The 16,716-nt window shown below is 59.8% G+C and carries 15 protein-coding genes; 6 read left to right on the top strand and 9 right to left on the bottom strand.

From position 1 onward, the window contains the following. Positions 1 to 56: 56 nt before the first annotated feature. The 3 genes from QLG02_RS07095 to nagB are packed head-to-tail and all read right to left on the bottom strand — an operon-like array spanning position 57 to position 3,231. Positions 57 to 1,271, bottom strand: a complete 1,215-nt coding sequence (locus QLG02_RS07095) for an ROK family protein (protein ID WP_016350209.1) — start codon at positions 1,269 to 1,271, stop codon at positions 57 to 59. A gap of 4 nt (positions 1,272 to 1,275) precedes the next feature. Further along, complete coding sequence (gene nagA / locus QLG02_RS07090) at positions 1,276 to 2,421, bottom strand: N-acetylglucosamine-6-phosphate deacetylase (protein WP_024943812.1); 1,146 nt, start codon at positions 2,419 to 2,421, stop codon at positions 1,276 to 1,278. A 9-nt stretch (positions 2,422 to 2,430) separates the two neighbouring features. After that, complete coding sequence (gene nagB, locus QLG02_RS07085) at positions 2,431 to 3,231, bottom strand: glucosamine-6-phosphate deaminase (protein WP_011705423.1); 801 nt, start codon at positions 3,229 to 3,231, stop codon at positions 2,431 to 2,433. A 273-nt stretch (positions 3,232 to 3,504) separates the two neighbouring features. Between nagB and nagE the strand changes: the two genes are divergently transcribed. The 3 genes from nagE (at position 3,505) to glnS (ending at position 9,776) form a co-directional block, all read left to right on the top strand. Further along, on the top strand, positions 3,505 to 4,983 hold the full coding sequence (gene nagE / locus QLG02_RS07080) for an N-acetylglucosamine-specific PTS transporter subunit IIBC (protein WP_016350212.1): 1,479 nt from the start codon (positions 3,505 to 3,507) through the stop codon (positions 4,981 to 4,983). A 122-nt stretch (positions 4,984 to 5,105) separates the two neighbouring features. Then, positions 5,106 to 7,769 (top strand): beta-N-acetylhexosaminidase, encoded by a 2,664-nt coding sequence (locus QLG02_RS07075; protein WP_049049266.1) that lies wholly within the window; start codon positions 5,106 to 5,108, stop codon positions 7,767 to 7,769. A gap of 345 nt (positions 7,770 to 8,114) precedes the next feature. Then, positions 8,115 to 9,776: a glutamine--tRNA ligase gene (glnS, locus tag QLG02_RS07070; protein WP_282464837.1), complete on the top strand. Its 1,662-nt coding sequence runs from the start codon at positions 8,115 to 8,117 to the stop codon at positions 9,774 to 9,776. Positions 9,777 to 10,020: 244 nt separating this feature from the next. Here glnS and fur read toward each other — a convergent pair whose 3' ends face one another. Further along, positions 10,021 to 10,449: a ferric iron uptake transcriptional regulator gene (gene fur, locus QLG02_RS07065; RefSeq protein ID WP_011705427.1), complete on the bottom strand. Its 429-nt coding sequence runs from the start codon at positions 10,447 to 10,449 to the stop codon at positions 10,021 to 10,023. A gap of 244 nt (positions 10,450 to 10,693) precedes the next feature. On the opposite strand from fur, the gene QLG02_RS07060 reads away from it, so the two are divergent. Continuing rightward, positions 10,694 to 11,176, top strand: coding sequence for a DUF4442 domain-containing protein (locus QLG02_RS07060; RefSeq protein ID WP_024943809.1), 483 nt, complete (start codon positions 10,694 to 10,696; stop codon positions 11,174 to 11,176). 60 nt (positions 11,177 to 11,236) lie between these two features. On the opposite strand, the gene fldA is transcribed toward QLG02_RS07060, so the two are convergent. Genes fldA through QLG02_RS07040 form a run of 4 tightly spaced genes read right to left on the bottom strand, consistent with a single transcriptional unit; the run spans position 11,237 to position 13,159 of the window. Continuing rightward, positions 11,237 to 11,761 carry a flavodoxin FldA gene (fldA, locus tag QLG02_RS07055; RefSeq protein ID WP_011705429.1) on the bottom strand — a complete coding sequence of 175 codons (525 nt, stop codon included), beginning with the start codon at positions 11,759 to 11,761 and terminating at the stop codon, positions 11,237 to 11,239. Between the two features lie 39 nt (positions 11,762 to 11,800). Then, positions 11,801 to 12,097, bottom strand: coding sequence for a LexA regulated protein (ybfE, locus tag QLG02_RS07050; RefSeq protein WP_011705430.1), 297 nt, complete (start codon positions 12,095 to 12,097; stop codon positions 11,801 to 11,803). 20 nt (positions 12,098 to 12,117) lie between these two features. Next, positions 12,118 to 12,339, bottom strand: a complete 222-nt coding sequence (locus QLG02_RS07045; RefSeq protein ID WP_011705431.1) for a DUF2788 domain-containing protein — start codon at positions 12,337 to 12,339, stop codon at positions 12,118 to 12,120. 55 nt (positions 12,340 to 12,394) lie between these two features. Further along, entirely contained in the window at positions 12,395 to 13,159 is a 765-nt protein-coding gene (locus QLG02_RS07040; RefSeq protein ID WP_282464936.1) for an alpha/beta fold hydrolase, read from the bottom strand. Positions 13,160 to 13,451: 292 nt separating this feature from the next. Here QLG02_RS07040 and seqA point away from each other — a divergent pair, with 292 nt between their 5' ends. Further along, on the top strand, positions 13,452 to 13,961 hold the full coding sequence (gene seqA / locus QLG02_RS07035) for a replication initiation negative regulator SeqA (RefSeq protein ID WP_073349600.1): 510 nt from the start codon (positions 13,452 to 13,454) through the stop codon (positions 13,959 to 13,961). Positions 13,962 to 14,018: 57 nt separating this feature from the next. Continuing rightward, a complete protein-coding gene (pgm, locus tag QLG02_RS07030; RefSeq protein WP_282464836.1) occupies positions 14,019 to 15,668 on the top strand; it encodes a phosphoglucomutase (alpha-D-glucose-1,6-bisphosphate-dependent) in 1,650 nt (549 codons plus the stop codon). A 77-nt stretch (positions 15,669 to 15,745) separates the two neighbouring features. Here the strand turns inward: pgm and QLG02_RS07025 are convergent, their stop codons facing one another. Next, positions 15,746 to 16,627, bottom strand: a complete 882-nt coding sequence (locus tag QLG02_RS07025; RefSeq protein WP_139391111.1) for an EamA family transporter — start codon at positions 16,625 to 16,627, stop codon at positions 15,746 to 15,748. Between the last annotated feature and the right edge of the window lie 89 nt (positions 16,628 to 16,716).

Below are 16,716 nucleotides of genomic sequence, written 5' to 3'. Positions count from 1 at the left end.
ACCAATAAAAAACGGCAGCCAGTGGCTGCCGTTTTTTATTTCGCAAGGCCGAGGCCTTACTTCTGCTCCATGATGATCTGCAGCAGGTCTCCCTCCAGCAGGGCTCGCTTCACCAGCGCGAAACCGCCGACGGTGGGTTGATTCTGGAAGCGCGCCTTCACGATGGGCAGGCCGCGATGGAAGCTTGGCAGCGACTGGTGCTCCACGCAGCGACGGATGGCCGGGAACAGGATCTCTTCGGCGGCGGTGATTTCGCCCGCGATCAGCACCTTCTGCGGGTTGAACAGGTTGACCGTGATGGCCACCGCCCGTCCCAGATGCTCACCCACGTTCTCGATGACGCTGCGGGCCAGCTCGTCACCGGCCATGGCCGCCTTGCACACCTCCTGGATGGTGATGTGCTTCTCTTGCAGCGAGCTCAGGTGGCCGCGGCTGATGAGCTCCTTCACCTTGTCGACGATAGCCTCGTTGGAGGCGATGGTCTCCAGACAGCCGAAGTTGCCGCAGTGGCAGCGCTTGCCGAGCGGCTCGACCTGGATGTGGCCGATCTCGCCGACGTTGCGGTTCTGACCGAGGAACACCTTGCCCTTGGTGATGATGCCAGAGCCCGCCCCCTGGTGGACGCTCACCAGGATGGAGTCCATGCAGTCGCGGGACTCGCCGAAGAAGTGTTCGGCCAGTGCCAGCGAGCGGGTGTCGTTGCCCACGTAGCAGGGCAGGTTGAAGTGGTTTTCCAGCAGTTTGGCCAGCGCCAGATTGCGGATCTGGTACTTGGGGGTGTAGATGACCATGCCGGATTCCGGATTGACCAGACCCGGCATGGTCAGCGCGATGCTGATGAGGTTGCGGCTGCGATCCTGCTGGGAGTCGATGAAGGCACCGATCTCCCGCAGCAGCATGTCGACCACCGGCTGTTGCTCGATCTCGGTCACCTGGGTGATGTGCTGATCGAGCTCCTTGCCGTCGAGGTCATACAGGGCGAGCTGCAGGTAGCCGCGGCCGAGCTTGGCGGACACAAACTGGAAGCGATGCTTGATGGTGGTCAGGGAAATGGCGCGCCGTCCGCCGGTGGAGGCTTGCGGCGAGGTCTCCTTGATCAGGCCATGCTCGATCAGTTGCCGGGTTATCTTGGTCACGCTGGCCGGGGCCAGCTGACTCAACTCGGCAATTTTGACCCGCGAGATGGGCCCCTGCAGGTCGATGAGCCGATACACGGCTGCACTGTTGACCTGCTTGATAAGATCTACGTTTGCTATTTGTCCGCCAGTCATAGTGTCACTGTGTTGTGTAGTGTCCGTTAACCACGGTCCCGCAGACCGTGAAGGCCTGATCAAAGACAGTCAGGTTGGCTATTTTTCCGACCTGGATACTACCGAGACGTGAGTCCCATCCAATGGCGCGAGCAGGGTAAAGGGTGGCCATTCTCAGTGCTTCATCGAGCGGTAATCCGACCTGTTTGACCAGATTCTCCACCCCCTCAATCATGGTGAGGGCAGAGCCGCCGAGTGTACCATTCTCGTCGACGCACTGACCATCGCGGAAATAGACGGTTGCGCCACAAAAATCAAACTTCTCAAAGCCTTCCGGTGCCCCTGCCGGTGCGGTCGCGTCGGTGACCAGCACCAGTCGCTCTCCCAGCATTTTGTGTGCAAGGCGCACGTTGGCCCAGTGCACGTGATGACCGTCGACGATGACGCCGGCGTAGACATCCTTGCGATCGTAGATGGCACCAACCACGCCCGGCTCGCGACCGTTCACGGTCGGAGTCATGGCGTTGTAGAGGTGGGTGGCAAAGCGGATGCCGTTGTCGAACCCGGCCATCGCCTGGTCATAGTTGGCGGCGGTATGGCCCGCGGAGACCAGAATGCCGGCTTCCACCAGCCGGCGGATGTGCTCCGGCTTGTTGCGCTCCGGCGCCAGGGTGATCTTGGCGATGGCATCCGCGTTGGCGCAGAAGAAGTCGATCATTTCGTCGGCGGGCTGGCGGATCTGCTCGGCCGGGTGGATCCCCTTGCGCTTGAGGTTGGTGTAGGGGCCTTCCAGATGGACGCCTAGTACCTCGTTGGGGTGCGCAGCCATGTAGTCGCGGGTGACGGCGACGGCCTGCTTCATGTCTGCGTCCGGACTGGTGATCAGGGTCGGCAGGAAGCTGGTGGTACCGGATTTGAGGTTGGCGGCCTGCATGGTCGCCAGGGTCTGGGTGGTGATGTGGCCGTTGAACATGACGCCGCCACAGCCGTTGAGCTGGACGTCGATGAAACCGGCGCAGAGGTTGGCACCCTTGAGATCAATGCGTTCGATGCCGGCCGGCAGTTCGGCCAGGCGGGAGATGGCGACAATCTTGTCGCCCTCGATGACCACTCCGTAACCGGTCAGCACGCAGCTGCCGGTGTAGAGGGTGCAGTTGGTCAATGCGTACATGGTGACTCCTTACAGACGGCCGATGTTGGCGGCTTCGAGCTGCTGGAAGTAACGCACCGTCTTGACCTTGAGCTCCATGGTGGAGGGCTCGTCACACACCATCATTCCCTTCGGATGCAGTTGCAGGGTAGAGATGGTCCACATGTGGTTGACGCTGCCTTCTACCGCGGCCTGCAGGGCCTGGGCCTTGCCGTGACCGGTCACCAGGATCATGATCTCTTCCGCATCCATCAGGGTGCCGACACCCACGGTCAGCGCCAGCTTGGGCACCTGCTCCATGTCGCCGCCAAAGAAGCGGGAGTTGGCGATGCGGGTGTCTTCGGTCAGGGTCTTGACCCGGGTGCGGGAGGAGAGGGATGAGGCCGGTTCGTTGAACGCGATGTGGCCGTCGTTGCCGACACCGCCCATGAACAGGTGGATCTTGCCGTAGGACTTGATTTTGTCTTCATAGCGCTTGCACTCGGCCACCAGATCCGGCGCGTTGCCGTTGAGGATGTTGATGTTCTCGGGGCGAATGTCGATGTGGCTGAAGAAGTTGTTGTGCATGAAGCTGTGGTAGCTCTCCGGGTGATCTTCCGGCAGGCCGACGTACTCGTCCATGTTGAAGGTGACCACGTTCTGGAAGCTCACTTCACCGGCTTTATGTAGTTCAATCAGGCGCTTGTAAGTGTTGAGTGGGGTGCCGCCAGTGGGCAGGCCCAGTACGAAGGGGCGCTCGGCAGTGGGTTTGAACCCATTGATACGGTCAACGATGTAACGGGCAGACCACAGGCCCACTTGGCTGGCAGATTTCAACGGGATCAGGCGCATTGTAGATACCTCTGTACGGGTTGCTGCCGGGATGTCGGCGGCAAATAGACTGGGACGGATTTAAGTTGTTTTATAGCGTAAATAAAGATTGCGAACTAAGCCACATCTATCCGCCACCTTTATCTCGTTTGGGTGATAATGATCACGATTATAGGTTTATTAATTTGCGCAGCGAAATAAAAGCCCTAGACTGCCAATCAAGCCTTGATGGCTTATGCGTCAAACGTGATAAGCACTTAATTTCTAGAAAAACATTAACTAAGGAGAGGAACCGTGAACATTCTCGGTTATTTGCAAAAGATCGGCCGTGCCCTGATGGTGCCGGTAGCGGTATTGCCTGCCGCTGCGATCCTGATGGGGGTTGGCTACTGGATTGACCCGAATGGTTGGGGTGGTGACAGCGCGCTGGCCGCCTTCCTGATCAAGGCGGGTTCAGCACTGATCGACAACATGTCCACGCTGTTTGCGGTCGGTGTTGCCTATGGTATGTCCAAAGACAAAGACGGTTCTGCCGCGCTGGCCGGTCTGGTCGGTTTCCTGGTGGTGACCACTCTGCTGAGCCCTGGTTCTGTGGCGATGATTAAAGGCATCCCTGTAGAGCAGGTTCCGGCAGCCTTTGCCAAGATCAACAACCAGTTCGTCGGTATCCTGTGTGGCGTCATCGCCGCCGAGCTCTACAACCGCTTCAGCAGCGTAGAACTGCACAAGGCGCTGGCTTTCTTCTCCGGCCGCCGTCTGGTGCCGATCGTAACCTCCGTGGTGATGATCGTGGTCTCCTTCATCCTGATGGCCGTTTGGCCGGTCATTTACGGTGGTCTGGTGAGCTTTGGTGAATCCATCGTCAGCCTGGGCTCCACCGGCGCCGGTATCTACGCCTTCTTCAACCGCCTGCTGATCCCGATTGGTCTGCACCACGCCCTGAACTCCGTGTTCTGGTTCAACGTGGCCGGTATCAACGACATCCCGAACTTCCTGGGTGGTCAGGCTACCATCGATGCCGCTCTGGCAGCAGGCAAGAGCCTGGATCAGGTGAAAGGCGTGGTAGGCATGTACCAAGCTGGCTTCTTCCCGATCATGATGTTCGGTCTGCCGGGTGCCGCGCTGGCCATCTACCACTCCGCCAAGAAAGAGAACAAGGACAAAGTTGCATCCATCATGATCGCAGCCGCCTTTGCCTCCTTCTTCACCGGGGTGACCGAGCCGCTCGAGTTCTCCTTCATGTTCGTGGCACCGGTGCTGTACGTCATTCACGCTTTCCTGACCGGTGTTTCCGTGTTCATCGCAGCCAGCATGCACTGGATGGCCGGCTTCGGCTTCAGTGCCGGTCTGGTGGATATGGTGCTCTCCAGCCGTAACCCGCTGGCGACCAACTGGTACATGCTGATCCCGCAAGGTCTGGTGTTCTTCGGTCTCTACTACGTGGTATTCCGCGCTGTCATTGCCAAACTGGGTCTGAAAACTCCGGGTCGTGAAGATGATGAAGCTGCTGCTCCGGCTGCTGCCCAGACCACCGACCGTACCGAACTGGCACGCCAGTATCTGGAAGTGCTGGGCGGTCAGGAGAACCTGGTGACCATCGATGCCTGCATCACCCGTCTGCGTCTGACCCTGAAAGACCGCAGCATCGTCGACGAGCGCAAGCTCAAAGCCCTGGGCGCGGCCGGTGTGGTCAAGCTCGGTGAGCAGAACCTGCAGGTGATTCTGGGCCCATTGGCCGAAATCATCGCCGGTGAGATGAAGGCCCTGCGTTAATCGGGCGCCAAGCTCGCCTCAAGTCTAAGTCCATTGTTGACATAACTAAGGGCCCCGCCTCGGGGCCCCATATAAAAAAAGCCAAGAAAATCCAACCTTTACTTCAAATGAGAGCAGCAGTTATGAACTTGAAACATTCTCTGTTAGCCATTGCCATGTCTACCGTTTTCGTCAGCCAGGTACAGGCAGCCGATGCCGCCAAGCAAGCCGTGGTCGACGCCCTCGCCAGCAACCTCGTCGTCAAGTACGAAGTCGTTACCAACGACGGTGCCGGCGCCGGCCTCGACTGCCAGGCGCTGGGCTCCGAGTGGGCGAGCTGCGGCGTTGCCAAGCTGCACCTGACCAATACCGGTGCTGACGTCACCTCCAAAGACTGGAGCATCTATGTCTCCTCCATCCGCCGCATCCAGCGGGTGGACAACGACCAGTTCACCATCACCCACCTGACCGGCGACCTTTATCGTTTGACGCCGACCGAGAAGTTCCAGGGCTTTGCCAAGGATGCCACGGTCGAAGTGCCGCTGGTGGTGGAGTACTGGGTATTGTTCGAATCTGACATCATGCCGAACTGGTATGTCGCCAGCGAAGGGGCCGAGCCGAAAGTGCTGGCCAGCATGAGCAACATCGACGATGCCACCACCTACGAGAAGCCGATGCCGGCCGATGGCTGGAAGCGCACCAAGGATGACAACAACATCCTGATGAACAGCGAAACCCGTTTCGCCGCCAACCAGACCAGCACCTTGCTGCCGGCTGGCAAGGTCGACAACCAGATCCTGCCGACCCCGATGAAGCAGGTGGTCAAGGCCGGCCCGCAGGTCGACTTCTCCACCATCAAGCTCAATGCCCTGGATCTGCCGAGCGATCGCGCCGAAGCCCTGAAGGCTCAACTGACCAAGCTGGGTGTTACCCTCTCCGACACCGGCTACCCAGTGACCATCAAGCTCGGCAGCAAGCTCAAGCAGGCCGAAGGCTACGACATGACCATCGGCCAGAAAGGCACAGTGGTGCAGGGTCACGACATCGAAGGTGCCTTCTGGGGTGCCCAGTCCCTGATCTCCCTCCTGGGGGTCAACGACAAGCTGGTCAGCCAGATGCACGTCGAGGATGCGCCGCGCTTTGAATACCGTGGCATGCAGACCGACGTGGCCCGTCACTTCAGAAGCCCCGAGACTCTGAAGAAGCTGGTGGATCAGATGTCCGCCATGAAGCTCAACGTGCTGCACCTGGGGCTGACCAACGATGAAGGCTGGCGTCTGGAGATCCCGGGTCTGCCGGAGCTGACCGACGTCGGTAGCCAGCGTTGCCACGACGAGTCCGAAACCAAGTGCCTGATGCCGCAGCTGGGCTCCGGCCCGACCAGCGACAACCAGGGTTCCGGTTTCTACAGCAAGGCCGACTACATCGACCTGGTACGCTATGCCAAGGCCCGCGGCGTGACCGTGATCCCCGAGATCAACATGCCGGCCCACGCCCGTGCCGCCGTGGTCTCCATGGAGGCGCGTTACAAGCGTCTGATGGCTGAAGGTAAAGAGACCGAAGCCAACCAGTTCCGTCTGACTGACCCGGCTGATACCTCCAACGTCACTTCGGTGCAGTTCTACGACAAGATGTCCTTCATCAACCCCTGCCAGCCGGGCGCCGCTACCTTCGTGGCCAAGGTGATGGACGAAGTGGCCCAGATGCATCAGGCCGCCGGCCAGCCGCTGACTGCCTGGCACTACGGTGGTGATGAGGCGAAGAACATCATGCAGGGCGGTGGTTACCAGGATCCGGCCGTCACCAAGAAAGAAGAGCTGGTCGCCTGGAAGGGCAACGTCGACTCCAGCAAGCAGGACAAGCCGTTCGGCAAGTCCCCGATGTGCCAGAAGATGATCGACGATGGCAAGATCAAGGACGTGGCCGAGCTGCCGGTGTATTTTGCCAAAGAAGTGAGCGAAATGGTCAAGGGCCACGGCTTCTCCACCCTGCAGGCGTGGGAAGATGGTCTGAAGTACGCCAAGGATGCCAGCGTGTTCGCCACCGACAAGACCCGGGTCAACTTCTGGGAAACCCTCTACTGGGGTGGCTTCAACGAAGCGATGAAGTGGGCGCACAAGGGCTATGACGTGGTGCTCTCCAACCCGGATTACCTCTACTTCGACTTCCCGAACGAGGTACACCCGGCCGAGCGCGGCTACTACTGGGCCACCCGCTTCAACGACACCCGCAAGGTGTTCGCCTTCGCCCCGGAAAACCTGCCGCAGAACGCCGAGACCTCGGTTGACCGCGACGGCAACGCCTTCGTGGCCAAGGGTGACCAGGATCCGGTCAAGTTCAAGGGGATCTCCGGTCAGCAGTGGAGTGAAACCGTGCGTACCGACGCGCAATACGAGTACATGGTCTACCCGCGCATCTTCTCCATGGCCGAGCGTGCCTGGCACAAGGGCGGCTTCGAGCTCGACTACGTGAAGAACCGCGAGTTCTCCGGCACCACCAAGTTCGTCAACAAGGCCACCCTGAACAAGGAGTGGAACCAGTTCGCCAACGTACTGGGTCAGCGCGTGCTGCCGAAACTGGACCAGGCCGGGGTGGAATACCGCCTCTCCGTACCGGGCGCCAAAGTGGTGAACGGCGTGCTGGAAGCGAACGTGGATCTGCCGGGTCTGCCCATCCAGTACAGTCTGGATGGCAAGAGCTGGAGTGCCTACGACGCTGCCGCCAAGCCGACCGTGGATGGCAAGGTCTACCTGCGTACCACCAGCTTCGATGGCAAGCGCACCAGCCGCGTCACCGAGCTGAACTGATAGCCCTCAACCCATAACGCAAGGTGGGTCGCAAGACCCGCCTTTCCCAAGGGCGATGGCCATCGGGCTTGGGAAAGGTTGACTGTGCGTGTGAGCCTTTGTTGTGTGTGTATTGTCTGTTTTTGTTTTTCATCACCTTGAACCCCGCCTCGCGCGGGGTCTTTTTTTCGTCAGTCAGTCAAACCGGCCACCAGTGCAGGGCGTTTTGCGGCGCCAGTACCCCGAAACGGGCAAATTCAGGTTGAGACAGGGCGCGTAATGAGGGATCATATCCGGCTTGACGGCGGGGGTATGAGGGTGCCAGCCGGCACAACTTCCGCCAGTGACGCATTTTTGAGGTGAGCCATGAGTCAGGCGAACAGCCCAACTAACTTTATTCGTCAGATCATTGATGAAGATCTGGCCAGCGGTAAGCACAGCAGCGTGCATACCCGTTTTCCGCCCGAGCCGAACGGTTATCTCCATATCGGTCACGCCAAGTCCATCTGCCTGAACTTCGGCATCGCCCGCGACTACCAGGGCCAGTGCAACCTGCGCTTCGACGACACCAACCCGGTGAAGGAAGATATCGAGTACGTTGAGTCCATCAAGCAGGACGTACAGTGGCTCGGCTTCCAGTGGAACGGCGAGATCTGCTACTCCTCCGACTATTTCGACAAGCTGCACGGCTATGCCATCGAGCTGATCGAGAAGGGCCTGGCCTACGTGGACGAGCTCTCCGCCGAGCAGATGCGCGAATACCGTGGCACCCTGACCGCGCCGGGCAAGAACAGCCCGTTCCGCGATCGTTCGGTGGCCGAGAACCTGGCCCTGTTCGAGAAGATGAAGAACGGCGAGTTTGCCGAAGGCGCCGCCTGCCTGCGCGCCAAGATCGACATGGCATCTCCCTTCATGGTGATGCGCGATCCCGTCATCTATCGCATCAAGTTTGCCCACCACCACCAGACCGGTGACAAGTGGTGCATCTACCCGATGTATGACTTCACTCACTGCATCTCGGACGCCCTGGAAGGGATCACCCACTCCATCTGTACGCTGGAGTTCCAGGACAACCGTCGCCTGTACGACTGGGTGCTGGACAACATCACCATCGACTGCCACCCCCGTCAGTACGAGTTCTCCCGGCTGAACCTCGAATACACCGTCATGTCCAAGCGCAAGCTGAACCTGCTGGTGACCGAGAAGCACGTGGACGGTTGGGACGATCCGCGCATGCTGACCGTCTCCGGTCTGCGTCGTCGTGGCTATACCCCGGCCTCCATCCGCGAGTTCTGCAAGCGCATCGGCGTGACCAAGCAGGACAACATCGTCGAGATGAGCATGCTGGAAGCCTGCATCCGCGAAGATCTCAACGAGAACGCCCCGCGCGCCATGGCCGTGCTGCACCCGGTCAAGGTGGTCATCGAGAACCTGGCCGCCGATGAAGTGCTGACTGCCCCGGCCCACCCGAACAACGCCGAGATGGGTACCCGCGAGCTGAACTTCACCCGCGAGATCCTCATCGATGAAGCGGATTTCAAAGAAGAAGCCAACAAGCAGTTCAAGCGACTGGTGCTGGGCAAGGAAGTGCGCCTGCGCAATGCCTACGTCATTAAGGCCGAGCGGGTCGAGAAAGATGCCGATGGTAAAGTCACCTGCATCTACTGTTCTTACGATCCTGAGACCCTGGGCAAGGATCCGGCCGATGGTCGCAAGGTGAAAGGGGTGATCCACTGGGTCAGCGCCACTCACTCCCTGCCGGCCGAAGTGCGCCTCTACGACCGTCTGTTCAAGGTGCCGAACCCGGGCGCCGAAGAGGACTTCGAAGCGGCCCTGAACCCGGACTCCCTGGTGATCATCGAGGGCGCTCGCGTCGAGGCCTCTTTGAAGAACGCCAAGCCGGAGCAGGCTTACCAGTTCGAGCGTGAAGGTTACTTCTGCGCCGACAACAAGCTCTCCAGCCCGGAGAATCTGGTGTTCAACCGCACCGTGGCGCTGCGCGACGTGTGGGGCAAGGCTGAGGCCTGATAACAGAAGAGGGCAGGGGAGACCCTGCCCTCTCTTGATCTGGGAACCTGTTTACGATCTGTGACGAGAGGTTGTCAGCAAGGTAAAGCGGCACAGGAACCGGTGCGTATAGAGAGACGTGAGGGTTTTGAGCAGCAGGTGAGCCTTGATCACGACCTCGGAGCAAGACCATAAACGGGTTCTAAATGACGGACACAAAAAAGCCAGCGTGATGCTGGCTTTTTTATTGTCTCTGTCTGGCGGGTCAATCTTCGTGCTTGCACTCGCCGGCGGCGCAGTGGCCATACAGATAGAGGCTGTGATTGGTCAGCCGGATGTTGTGCTGCTGGGCGATATCGCGCTGGCGCTGCTCGATCACTTCGTCGGAGAACTCGATCACCTTGCCGCAGTCGAGGCAGACCAGGTGGTCGTGGTGTTCCTGGGTGGCCAGTTCGAACACCGACTTGCCCCCTTCGAAGTGGTGACGGGTAACAATACCGGCATCATCAAACTGGTTGAGAACGCGATATACGGTAGCGAGACCAATCTCTTCACCCTGGTCGATCAGTCGTTTGTACAGATCTTCCGCACTGGTGTGCTGGCAGTCCGGCTGTTGCAGGATTTCCAGGATTTTGACACGGGGCAAGGTGATCTTGAGCCCGGCCTTTTTTAACGCTTGGTTGTTGTCTGCCATATTCTATTTATTCGCATTCTCGAAGGTGTGGTTATTCTGATTGACTGCCGCTGGAATGGCAACCACGAACTCGCTTGGCCTGTCATTATAGGTCGTAGCTCACCTAAAAATAAACCCAGTAATTCAAGGGCTTTAGCGCAGATGGCGCCATCCGGCGGAATTGGACGGATTCTCGTGACGGCTTGCTCGTTTGGTGAATGTTGATAAAATGTAACCTTCTTCACTGTCTGGTCGGATGAGATCCATGGATTGGCTTTTTGACAATGCGGCCTGGGTGCGCCGCGCCCTCAACGCCTGGCCCCCCTTCTGGGGCGCCGGCATCAAGATAGAGACATTGAGCGATGATTTTCGCTTTTGCCGGGTCACCCTCAAGTCCCGCTGGTGGAACAAGAACGCCAACCGTACCCAGTTTGGCGGCAGCATGTTTGCGATGACCGATCCCATCTATCCGCTGATGCTGATGGGCTATTTCAAGAACCGCTATTACGTCTGGGACAAGGCGGGCAGCATCAACTACATCAAGCCGGGCAAGGGCAAGCTGGTAGCCGAATTCAACCTGACCGACGGCAAGCTGGCTGCCATCGTGGCGGCGACCGACGGGGGAGACAAGCACTTCCCCGAGTTCGAAGTGACGGTGCAGGATCAGAGCGGCGAGCTGGTGGCCCAGGTCAAGCGCACCCTCTATGTGCGGGCCAAACCGGAGCACCGAAGTGGCGAAAGAGGCTGAGTCAGAAAACAACAAGGGCCCTGTGGGGCCCTTGTTGTCAGAGAGGCTGGCGAGCCTGGATCACTCCAGCTCGGCCAGGCACATCTCTTCGTGCAGCTGCTTGCACCAGCCCTTGACGCGCTCGGCGGTCAGCTCCGGCTGGCGATCTTCGTCGATGCCCAGACCGACGAAGTGCTTGTCGTCCACCAGTGCCTTGGAGGCTTCGAATTCGTAGCCGGCGGTTGGCCAGTTGCCGATGACGATGGCGCCTTTGGCTTCGACGATGTCACGCAGGGTGCCCATGGCGTCGAGGAAGTACTCGGCATAGTCTTCCTGATCGCCGCATCCGAAGATGGCGACCAGCTTGTTGGTGAAGTCGATCTCTTCCAGCTCGGGGAAGAAGTCGTCCCAGTCGGCCTGGGCTTCGCCATAGTACCAAGTCGGGATACCGAACATCAGCAGATCGAAGCTGTCGATGTCGGCCTTGCTGCTCTTGGCAATGTCACGGACTTCAATCAGTTGTTTGCCCAGTTCTTTCTGGATCATCTTGGCGACAGCTTCGGTATTACCGGTATCGCTGCCGAAAAACAGACCTACACTAGCCATAGTGTTTAGTTACCCGTATCTGGTGTTAATGCTTAACGGTCAGATTGTGATGCCTGCAGCATGTGCAGACTCAATCTGTTGCTTCAGGATAGATTGGATCAGCTCGGCTCGGCTGACGTTCTGTTGTAACGCAAGTTGGTTCAGGCGTTCCAGCAACTCGGCCTCCACCTTTAACTCTACCCGCTTCAAACCGTTCTCCCGATCGCGCTTGAGCTGGTTGCGCTTGTTGATCTTGAGCTGGGTCTCGCGGGGGAGTGGGTTGGTCTTTGGCCTGCCGGGGCGCTTCTCATTTGCGAACAGATCCAGTGTTGTTCGATCAGTTTGCTGTTTGGCCATACATCACAGATGAAAATAAGTTAGCCGATGCCTGAGCCTTCCCAGCCCAGTTCGATCAGCCCCTTGGCGACAAAACCTGCACAACCCAGGAAGAGTACCAACCAGACGATGAGTCGGCCAAAACGGGGCACGTTGCCGCGTTTGAGCACGTCCTGAATGGCCAGGCCAATCAATACGAAAATGGCCACAAAGAATAACTTCAGGCCCAGACTCTCAATCAGGTCGATATGTTCACTTAGCATGGATTGCGCACACTCCTTATGACGGGCGCACTATATCACAAAGGATTTGAAACTGTTAACCGCCTGTCGACAGGAAATCCACAACCAGTTTGTTGAACAAAACCGGCTTTTCCGCGTGCAGCCAGTGACCGGTCCCGGCGATGACCCGGGCCTTGGCGGCGGGGAATTGCGCCATCACCGTCTCGGTATGCTCGGGCTGCATGTAGTCGGAATCTCCCCCCTTGATGAAGAGCGCTGGGCCCTCGAAACGGCTCTGTGCATCGGGCCAGCCCATGATGTTGGCGTAGTTGCGCTCAAGGGCCGGGACGTTGAAACGCCAGCCCCAGCCGTGTCCGGCTTTGGCAAACGACTTGAGCAGGAACTGGCGTACGCCGGCGATCTCGATGTGCTGCGCCAGGATGGCTTCCGCCTCGCTGCGGCTTTGCGGAGCCTGTTCGAGGGTGGCGTTGAGGCCGGCGAACACGTTCTGGTGGCGGGCGTGGGGGTAGGCGACCGGCGCGATATCGGCCACCACCAGCTTGGCAACGCGCGTTGGCGCGAGCTTCGCCAGCTGCATGCCCACCTTGCCCCCCATGGAGTGACCCACGATGGCCACCTGCTCAAGCCCGAGCCGATCCAGCAGGGCGAGCAGATCGGCGGCCTGGGCCGGGTAGCTCATCTCGTCGGAGTGAAAGGAGGCGCCATGGTTGCGCAGATCGACGCTGATGACCCGGTATTGTTCGCTCAGCGGGCGCGCCAGCAGGCCGAGGTTGTCCAGACTGCCGAACAGCCCGTGGATCAGCACGACGGGCTGGCCCTGGCCTTGCTCCTTGAAGTTCAATAATGGGTTTTGTTGCAAAATGACACCTTGTCGGTCGTGAGTGCGTTACTCGTTGTGATTTAACACACTGGAAAGAAAAGGATTTCACTCATTGCGGAGCAAAAAAGTGTGGTTTTTTTTCTAAAAAAAGTCTGCCAGATCGGCTATCAGTGCGACGGATCACACACTTGGCCCGCTATTATGCCGTATTCTCGATGAGATTCATGCACATCTGTCCGCCCCTTGCTTGGGCTGCCGGGTTTGCCTATGTATAATCGCCGCATCCGAATTTCGACGAGTCCAGCGCATCCCTATGAAAACCATCGAGCTTGATGACGATCTCTACTTCTATATCGCCAGCCAGACCCGGCACATCGGCGAGAGTGCCTCTGATATCCTGCGCCGCCTGCTGGAACAGCCCGCCAACCAGGCAGCCCCGGTATCCGAGCCGGTGACGACGGCCCAGCCGCACGCCGTGGCCGATGCCATGGGGCTGGAGGCGCTGCTCGACTCCGGCGAGCTGCAAAAAGAAGAGAAGTCCATCAACCGCTTCATGCAGGTGCTCAGTACCCTCTACCGGGATGACCCGGTCGGATTTACCCAGGCCACCGAAATCAAGGGGCGCAAGCGCGTCTATTTCTCGCGGGATCCCGATGCCCTGCGCGCCAGCGGCAGCACCACCAAGCCCAAGCCGGTGCCGGAGACCCCGTTCTGGGTGATCACCAATACCAACACCAGTCGCAAGCAGAACATGGTGGCCCAGCTGATGACCAGCATGGGGTATGGCGACGAGGTGATCGCCCGGGTGTGCGGCGCAATTTAACGCTTCATCAGACTCAGGCCTTGCCGGGCAAGGCCGCCATCAAGCAAGGACAACGCCATGGCACAGCATTCCCACGCCGGTCAGCCGGCCCGTTTGAGCGACCTGACCAACATCCCCCGTCTGGTCAGCGCCTACTATCTCAACAAGCCCGACATGAGCCGCCCCGAGCAGCGGGTTGCCTTCGGCACCTCCGGTCACCGCGGCAGCGCCCTGCACAACGCCTTCACCGAATCCCACATCCTGGCGGTGACCCAGGCACTGGTGGAGTATCGCCAGCAGGCCGGCATCACGGGCCCGCTGTTTGTCGGCATGGATACTCACGCCCTGTCTGAATCCGCCTTTGCCAGCGCGGTGGAAGTGCTGGCGGCCAACGGCGTCGAGACCCGCATTCAGGCCGGTCTCGGCTTCACCCCGACCCCGGTCATCTCTCACGCCATCCTGCGCCACAACGCGGGCAAACCGGCTGCCCGTGCTGACGGCGTGGTGATCACCCCGTCCCACAACCCGCCGGAAGACGGTGGCTTCAAATACAACCCGCCCCACGGCGGTCCCGCCGAAGGGGAGATCACCAAGTGGGTGGAGGATCGCGCCAACGCGATTCTGGAAGCGGGTCTGACCGGGGTGAAGCGCATGCCGTTCGCCGAGGCCCTCAAGAGCCCGTTCGTGGCCCTGCACGACTATGTCACTCCCTATGTGGATGACCTGAAGAACGTGCTGGACATGGAGGCCATCAAGCAGGCCGGCATCAAGATCGGTGTCGATCCGCTGGGCGGCTCCGGCGTCGCCTACTGGGACGTCATCGCCAAGACCTATGGTCTGAACATCGAGGTGGTGAACTACAAGGTCGACCCGACCTTCTCCTTCATGACCCTGGATAAAGACGGCAAGATCCGGATGGACTGCTCCAGCCCGTTCGCCATGGCCAGCCTGATTGCCCTCAAGGACAAGTTCGACATCGCCCTTGGCAACGACCCTGACTACGACCGTCACGGCATCGTCACCAAGTCGGGCCTGATGAACCCGAACCACTATCTGGCGGTGGCAATCCAGTATCTGTTTACCCATCGTACCGGCTGGTCCAAAGAGTCTGCGGTCGGCAAGACGCTGGTCTCCTCTTCCATGATCGACCGGGTGGCCGGCGAGATTGGCCGCACCCTCAAAGAGGTGCCGGTCGGCTTCAAGTGGTTCGTGGATGGCCTCTACAGCGGCGAGTTCGGCTTTGGCGGCGAGGAGAGCGCGGGCGCCTCCTTCCTGCGCAAAGACGGCACCGTCTGGACCACCGACAAGGATGGCTTCATCCTGGCACTGCTGGCAGCGGAAATTCTGGCGGTGACCGGCAAGGATCCGCAGGCCCACTACGACGCACTGGAAGCCAAGTTCGGTCGCTCCAGCTACCGCCGCATCGATGCCCCGGCCAACAGCGCCCAGAAGGCGGTGCTCTCCAAGCTGGATCCGGCGCTGGTGGAAGCCTCCACCCTGGCCGGCGAGCCCATCGTCGCCAAGCTGACCAAGGCGCCGGGTAACGATGCCGCCATCGGCGGCCTCAAGGTGGTGACCGAGAACGGCTGGTTCGCGGCGCGCCCCTCCGGTACCGAATCCATCTACAAGATCTACATGGAGAGCTTCAAGGGCGAGGCGCACCTGGACCTCATCCAGCAGGAAGCCCAGCAGATCGTCTCCGCCGCCCTGGCCAAGGCCGGGGTCTGAGTTCGACTCAAGCACCCGCGGAATGTGAAAGAGGAGCCTTGATGGCTCCTCTTTTTTTATTGCGCTTGAGCTGGATGTCACGGCCTGCTGCACTGGCCGGTGCTCGCCCGGCGGGCCTGCCAGCGTTTGAAGAAGGGGCGAGCAGGCAGCTTCATCAGGAACAGGGAGAGCAGGATCACTCCGATGCCGAGCCATTGGCGAGCATCCAGTGTTTCTCCCACCATCAGCACGCCGCAGGAGACCGCCACCATGGGGTTGGTGAGGGCCAGCATGCCCATCACCTCCGGGCCGTGGCGCTTGAGCCCCCACAGCCAGGCCCAGTAGGCCAGCGCCGTGTTGAGCAGGATCAGCCAGAGCAGGCCGGGAACGCTTGCCGGCTGCGGCAGCGGCATGGGGCCGGCCAGCCACCAGGCGAGCGGGATCAGCATCAGGCCGCCCAGCAGCAACTGCCAGGCGGTCAGCGCCAGCAGATCGCTGACCGGCCAGCGCTGCATCCAGCGGCTGGACTGGCCGATGAGCAGGGTAGCCAGCAGGGCGCAGGTGACGCCGACAGGGTCCAGATTGGCGGAAGGGTTGAGCAGCAGCAAGACTCCGCCCAGCCCCATCAGGCCCAGCAGCAGCCATTTCAGGGACGGCCTGACGCCATCTTGCAACCAGGCCAGCAACATCAGGACCAGCGGCAGGGTGGCACCCAGGGTGCCCGCCACGGCCCCGGGCAGCCGGAAGGCGGCCACGAACAGCAGGGCGAAGAAGGCGGCGATATTGCAAAACGCCAGCAGGCACTGCTTGCCCCAAGGCAGGGGCGGCAGGCGCGGGCGTACCAGCAACAGGAGCAATCCTGCCGGCAATGCCCGCCACACCGCCACCCAGTAGGGGGAGTAGTCGGTCAGAGAGAGGCTGACGACGGCATAGGTGCTGCCCCAGAGCAGGGGGGCCAGCAGGGCGATCAGCATGGGCATGAATTTGTCTCTTTATGAAGTATCTTTAAGAAAAGATAAATTAGCCTCAAATTGGTTTACCATCAAGTATCTCGATGAAAAGATAAGTG

Source organism: Aeromonas sp. V90_14, from assembly GCF_029967615.1.
Taxonomy (GTDB): Bacteria; Pseudomonadota; Gammaproteobacteria; order Enterobacterales; family Aeromonadaceae; genus Aeromonas; species Aeromonas hydrophila.
Note: the sequence above shows the minus strand (reverse complement) of the source record. Positions and strands in the feature narration are given on the sequence as shown.

Coding starts and splice junctions, on each gene's coding strand:
- QLG02_RS07075 (WP_049049266.1), top strand. CDS start 5,106: ATGAACTTGAAACATTCTCTGTTAGCCATTGCCATGTCTACCGTTTTC.
- fur (WP_011705427.1), bottom strand. CDS start 10,449: ATGGCAGACAACAACCAAGCGTTAAAAAAGGCCGGGCTCAAGATCACC.
- QLG02_RS07060 (WP_024943809.1), top strand. CDS start 10,694: ATGGATTGGCTTTTTGACAATGCGGCCTGGGTGCGCCGCGCCCTCAAC.
- pgm (WP_282464836.1), top strand. CDS start 14,019: ATGGCACAGCATTCCCACGCCGGTCAGCCGGCCCGTTTGAGCGACCTG.
- seqA (WP_073349600.1), top strand. CDS start 13,452: ATGAAAACCATCGAGCTTGATGACGATCTCTACTTCTATATCGCCAGC.
- nagB (WP_011705423.1), bottom strand. CDS start 3,231: ATGCGCCTGATCCCGTTGAAATCTGCCAGCCAAGTGGGCCTGTGGTCT.
- QLG02_RS07025 (WP_139391111.1), bottom strand. CDS start 16,627: ATGCCCATGCTGATCGCCCTGCTGGCCCCCCTGCTCTGGGGCAGCACC.
- nagA (WP_024943812.1), bottom strand. CDS start 2,421: ATGTACGCATTGACCAACTGCACCCTCTACACCGGCAGCTGCGTGCTG.
- QLG02_RS07095 (WP_016350209.1), bottom strand. CDS start 1,271: ATGACTGGCGGACAAATAGCAAACGTAGATCTTATCAAGCAGGTCAAC.
- fldA (WP_011705429.1), bottom strand. CDS start 11,761: ATGGCTAGTGTAGGTCTGTTTTTCGGCAGCGATACCGGTAATACCGAA.
- ybfE (WP_011705430.1), bottom strand. CDS start 12,097: ATGGCCAAACAGCAAACTGATCGAACAACACTGGATCTGTTCGCAAAT.
- QLG02_RS07045 (WP_011705431.1), bottom strand. CDS start 12,339: ATGCTAAGTGAACATATCGACCTGATTGAGAGTCTGGGCCTGAAGTTA.
- glnS (WP_282464837.1), top strand. CDS start 8,115: ATGAGTCAGGCGAACAGCCCAACTAACTTTATTCGTCAGATCATTGAT.